The 4,641-nt window shown below is 71.8% G+C and carries 5 protein-coding genes; 1 reads left to right on the top strand and 4 read right to left on the bottom strand.

Going from position 1 to position 4,641, the window contains the following annotated elements; genetic code table 11:
- The coding region (lepB, locus tag AC31A1_RS47205; protein WP_489659230.1) for a signal peptidase I at positions 1-639 on the top strand (639 nt) is incomplete at its 5' end.
- A gap of 61 nt (positions 640-700) precedes the next feature.
- On the opposite strand, the gene AC31A1_RS47210 is transcribed toward lepB, so the two are convergent.
- The 4 genes from AC31A1_RS47210 to AC31A1_RS47225 form a co-directional block, all read right to left on the bottom strand.
- Positions 701-1,681: a cation diffusion facilitator family transporter gene (locus AC31A1_RS47210; RefSeq protein ID WP_489659231.1), complete on the bottom strand. Its 981-nt coding sequence runs from the start codon at positions 1,679-1,681 to the stop codon at positions 701-703.
- Positions 1,682-1,839: 158 nt separating this feature from the next.
- Complete coding sequence (gene manA / locus AC31A1_RS47215) at positions 1,840-2,991, bottom strand: mannose-6-phosphate isomerase, class I (RefSeq protein ID WP_489659232.1); 1,152 nt, start codon at positions 2,989-2,991, stop codon at positions 1,840-1,842.
- A gap of 109 nt (positions 2,992-3,100) precedes the next feature.
- The gene (locus tag AC31A1_RS47220; RefSeq protein ID WP_489659233.1) at positions 3,101-4,228 is read right to left on the bottom strand and encodes an SIS domain-containing protein; all 1,128 of its coding nucleotides are present in this window, start codon (positions 4,226-4,228) and stop codon (positions 3,101-3,103) included.
- 31 nt (positions 4,229-4,259) lie between these two features.
- Entirely contained in the window at positions 4,260-4,430 is a 171-nt protein-coding gene (locus AC31A1_RS47225) for a Trm112 family protein (protein ID WP_019072213.1), read from the bottom strand.
- Between the last annotated feature and the right edge of the window lie 211 nt (positions 4,431-4,641).

Consider the following 4,641-nt stretch of genomic DNA (forward strand, 5'->3'; position numbering starts at 1 on the left):
GTTGTGGTGGGGCTGTTGGGGGTGGTGCTGGCGGTCGGCGCGCTCGCGTACGCGCGGAATTCGTACGGGAGTTCCACCATCAGCAGCCAGAGCATGGCGCCGACGTACGAGCCGGGCGACCGGATCATCTACGAGAAGGCCGACGGCGGCGAGGTGCACCGCGGTGACGTCGTGCTGTTCTCGGCGCCGGACCGCTACGGATTCAGCGCGAGCGTGATGCAGCGGGTCGTCGGGGTGGGCGGCGACCGCGTGGCGTGCTGCACGAGTTCGGGCACGGCCGCGCGGATCACCGTGAACGGAAAGCCGCTTGCGGAGCCCTATGCGAAGCAGGGGGACGTCGACGACATGCACAAGACGTACGACGTGACGGTCCCGAAGGGGCGGCTGTTCCTTCTCGGCGACAACCGCGCGAACTCCAGGGATTCGCGTTTCTTCGTCGGCGACCACGACGGGACGGTGGCCGAGTCCGCCGTCCGGGGCCGGGTGACCGACGACCGTACGGTCGCCTCCGGCATCGGGGCGGTGGTCATCGGCGGGGTCGTGCTCGCCCTGGTCGGGATCGGCCTGGGGAGCGCCGCGTTCGTCGTACGGCGGCAGCGGGCGGTGCCGGTGGCGCCGTGGCCCGTTCAGCAGGGCTAGTCGGAGCAGCGGGGCCCGTCGGACGACTCGGCTGGCCCTGTCGCCGTAGCGGCGGAGGGACTCAGTGTTCGGCGGGGTGCTGGGCCGGGCCTCCTGGGGTGGCTTCGCGGTCCGGGCCCTTGGCGGCTTCGGACTCGCTGTAGATGTCGGGTTCGAGGTAGATCACGCGGGCGATCGGGACGGCTTCGCGGATGCGGGACTCGGCGGCGTTGATCGCGGTGGCGAGCTCGGTGGCCGTGTCGTCGTGCTGGACGGCGATCTTGGCTGCGACGAGCAGTTCCTCGGGGCCGAGGTGGAGCGTGCGCATGTGGATGATGCCGGTGACCGTGTGGCCGTCGACGATCGCGGCCTCGATCTTCTTGACGTCCTCGATGCCGGCGGACTCGCCGAGCAGCAGGGACTTGGTCTCGGCGGCGAGGACCAGTGCGATCAGGATGAGCAGGATGCCGATGCAGAGGGTGCCGATGCCGTCCCAGACGCCGTCGCCGGTGAGCAGGGCCATGCCGACGCCGCCGAGGGCGAGGACCAGGCCGATGAGCGCGCCGAAGTCCTCCAGGAGGACGACGGGCAGTTCGGGGGCCTTGGCGCGGCGGATGAACTGCGACCAGGAGTGCGAGCCGCGCAGTTCGTTCGACTCCTTGATGGCCGTACGGAACGAGAAGCCCTCGGCGATGATCGCGAACACCAGGACGCCCACCGGCCAGTACCAGTGCTCCAGTTCGTGCGGGTGCCTGATCTTCTCGTAGCCCTCGTAGACGGCGAACATGCCGCCGACGGAGAAGAGGACGATCGAGACGAGGAAGGCGTAGATGTACCGCTCGCGGCCGTAACCGAAGGGGTGCTGCGGGGTGGCCTCGCGCTGGGCTTTCTTGCCGCCGATCAGGAGCAGGGCCTGGTTGCCGGAGTCCGCGAGGGAGTGGACGCCCTCGGCGAGCATCGAGGACGAGCCGCTGAAGGCGAACGCGACGAACTTCGATGCCGCGATCGCGAGATTGGCGCCGAGTGCCGCCACGATCGCCCTGGTGCCGCCTGACGCGCTCATGTGTTCGCGGTGTCCCTTCGCCTTCGTACGTCTGCCCCGGACGTCTGCCCCGGACGTCTGCCCAGAGTGGCCGTCCGGTCGTCTTTGCCCGTCCTTTGCCGGTGGGTCATTCTTGCAGCCCTGCCCGGCGACGGCTCGTCAGGTATCCACAGGCCCGGTCATACGATCACAGTGGCCCGGAAGACCGTGCCGGCTCCGGACACCTCCGCCGTGTCTCCCGCCGGGACGAAGACCGACTGGCCGGGCGCCAGTTCGAACTCGCCCGCCTTCACCGCGCCGGCCGTGCAGAGCAGGATCTGCGGGGTGTCGAGGGTGAGGTCGTGGGCGCCGGTGCCCTCCGGGAGGACGTACCGGGACAGCCGGAACTCGTCGATGGGGGTCTCGTAGACCTCCTCGCCGTCGGGGGACGCCTCGGGGCGCAGCACTCCGGGGTCGCTCGCCTCGAAGCGGACGATGCGCAGGAGTTCGGGGACGTCGACGTGCTTGGGGGTGAGGCCGCAGCGCAGGACGTTGTCGGAGTTGGCCATGATCTCCACGCCGAGGCCGTTGAGGTAGGCGTGCGGGATGCCTGCGCCGAGGAACAGGGCCTCGCCGGGCTGGAGTCGGACGTAGTTGAGGAGCATGGCCGCGATGACGCCGGGGTCGCCCGGGTAGTGGTGGGCGATGTCGGCGTAGGGCGCGTAGTCGCCGCCGAGGCGCGTGCAGGCGGTCGCCGCCGCGGTGACCGTGTGGCGCATCTCCTCGGGGTCGGCGGTGAGGATCGCCGTGAGGACCTCGCGCAGGGCGGCTTCCTCGGGGTGTGCGTGCAGGAGGTCCACGTACGGCTTCAGGGAGTCGACGCCGAGGCCGGCGAGCAGGTCGGCCGCGTGCAGCGGGTCGCGGAAGCCGCACAGGCCGTCGAACTCCGTGAGCGCGCAGATCAGTTCGGGCTTGTGGTTGGCGTCCTTGTAGTTGCGGTGCGGGGCGTCCACGGGGATGCCCCTGCGCTCCTCGTCGGCGTAACCCTCCTTCGCCTGCTCCAGGTTGGGGTGCACCTGGAGGGAGAGCGGGGCGCCGGCGGCGAGGATCTTCAGCAGGAAGGGCAGTCGCGGGCCGAACTTCGCCACCGCCTTCTCGCCCAACTCCCGCTCCGGAGCCGCCTCGATGACCTCGACGAGCGTCCCGCGCGCGGTGCGTGAGGGTGCGCCCGGGTGCGCGCCCATCCACATCTCCGCCTGCGGCTCGCCGGTCGGCTCCACGCCGAGCAGCTTCGGGATGGCGGTGGTGGAACCCCAGGCGTAGGGGCGGACGGTGTTGTCGAGGCGGTCCATGTGGCTCTCTACCGGTTCTCTCTGCGTACGACCCGAGGACGACCTGGGTACGAGGTGGCTTCGCGCCCCGTACGACGCTGTACGGCGGCTCAGGGCTTCGACGACAAGATCAGGCGCCCGAGGCGAGCGCCAGGTAAACGGCGGCGAAATCCGTCATGGCGATCAGCTCCGCGAGGGTCTCCAACTCGCCGCCCTCCTCGGGCTCCAGCTCGCTGACCGGCGTGTCGTGACTGAGGGCCAGGTCACGGGCGGTGGGCGCAGCCGTGAGGCCGCCGATCGGACGGTCCCGGAGCAGCACCACGCGTGCGTGCAGCGCGGGTGCCTCGTCGACGCGGTCGCGGAAGAAGTCGTCGGGGTCGGCGCTGGCGGCGAGCGGGCCGGCCAGCAGCGCGTTGTGCTCGGCGAGCGCCTCGGGCAGTTCGGAGACGAGCGCGGGGCGGCCGGCCAACTCGGCGAGCGCGGCGGCGAATCGGCGGCCCGCCGGGCCTGCGGACGTGCCCTCCGTCCAGATCACCGGGAGCGAGTCGGCGAGTTCGGAGGCCAGGGTCTTCGCGGGATTGCTGTACGTCGCGACGGCGGGCCCGCAGCGCTCGGCGACCTGGTCGAGCCGGTCGGCGACCTTCTCCAGCGCCTCCGGCGGCGCGCTGAGCAGGCCGGTGCGATCCAGGATCGCGAGCAGCGGGGTGAGCAGCGCCCAGAGCACTCCGGGGGCGGAGGCGGCCAACGGCTCGTCGTGTTCGTACGGTGCGGTCGCCATCGGTACGAAGAGGCCGTGGGCGCCGTCGACCGCCTCGGTGAGCGGGCTGTGGGTCGGTGCTACGGCTACGACGGTGCAGCCGCGCCGGTAGGCCTGCTCGGCGAGGAGGGACAGGCCGGGTTCGGTGCCGTCCGGGGTGGTGATCAGCAGGAGGTCCACGGAGCCCGCCCAGCCCGGGAGTTCCCAGCGCAGGGCGCCGGCCGCGGGGGCGACGCCGGTGGGTGCCAGTCGGGTGACGGGGCTGCTGGCGCCGGCGAGGGTGCCGAGCAGGTCGGCGACGCAGGTGGCGGCGGCGCCGGGGCCGGCGATCAGGATGGCGCGGGGGCGGCCGTCCGGTTTCAGGTCGTGGACTCCGGCCTCGGCGGCGTGCCGGGCGGCCGTGCGCACCCGGGCACCGGCTTCGGCGGCACCGCGGAGCAGGGCTCGGCGGTCGGCCTCGGCCAGTGCCTCCGGGGTGTCGAGCAGCGATTCGTCGAGCATGGGCGGCGGCCTCCGATCGCGTCGTCGTCGGTTACGCGGGGTGGCGGGCCTCGTCGACGAGCAGTACGGGGATGCCGTCCCGGACGGGGTAGGCCAGGCCGCAGTCCTCGCCGGTGCAGATCAGCTCGGTGTCCTGCTCCTTGAGGGGCGCGTGGCAGGCCGGGCAGGCCAGGATCTCCAGGAGGCCGGCTTCGAGCGGCATGAGGTGTCCCTCCGAGGGGGTGTCTGCGACGCTTGGGCGGATGTGCCTGGTCAGGGTACCGCCGCTTGAGAAGGCTTGCCGGGGTTGGGGCCGACGTCCCTGGGGGCTACGCCCCCAGACCCCCCTTCGGCCTGAACGGCCTCGTCCTCAAACGCCGGACGGGCTGAGTGATGCCGGCCTGGGTTGGAGTGGTGGGCCCCCTCACGGGTGG

The sequence above is a fragment of the Streptomyces sp. P5F9 genome (genome assembly GCF_057961495.1).

Excerpts from the sequence above, each read along its gene's own strand:
- AC31A1_RS47210 (WP_489659231.1), bottom strand. The coding sequence starts at position 1,681 with ATGAGCGCGTCAGGCGGCACCAGGGCGATCGTGGCGGCACTCGGCGCC.
- manA (WP_489659232.1), bottom strand. The coding sequence starts at position 2,991 with ATGGACCGCCTCGACAACACCGTCCGCCCCTACGCCTGGGGTTCCACC.
- AC31A1_RS47220 (WP_489659233.1), bottom strand. The coding sequence starts at position 4,228 with ATGCTCGACGAATCGCTGCTCGACACCCCGGAGGCACTGGCCGAGGCC.
- AC31A1_RS47225 (WP_019072213.1), bottom strand. The coding sequence starts at position 4,430 with ATGCCGCTCGAAGCCGGCCTCCTGGAGATCCTGGCCTGCCCGGCCTGC.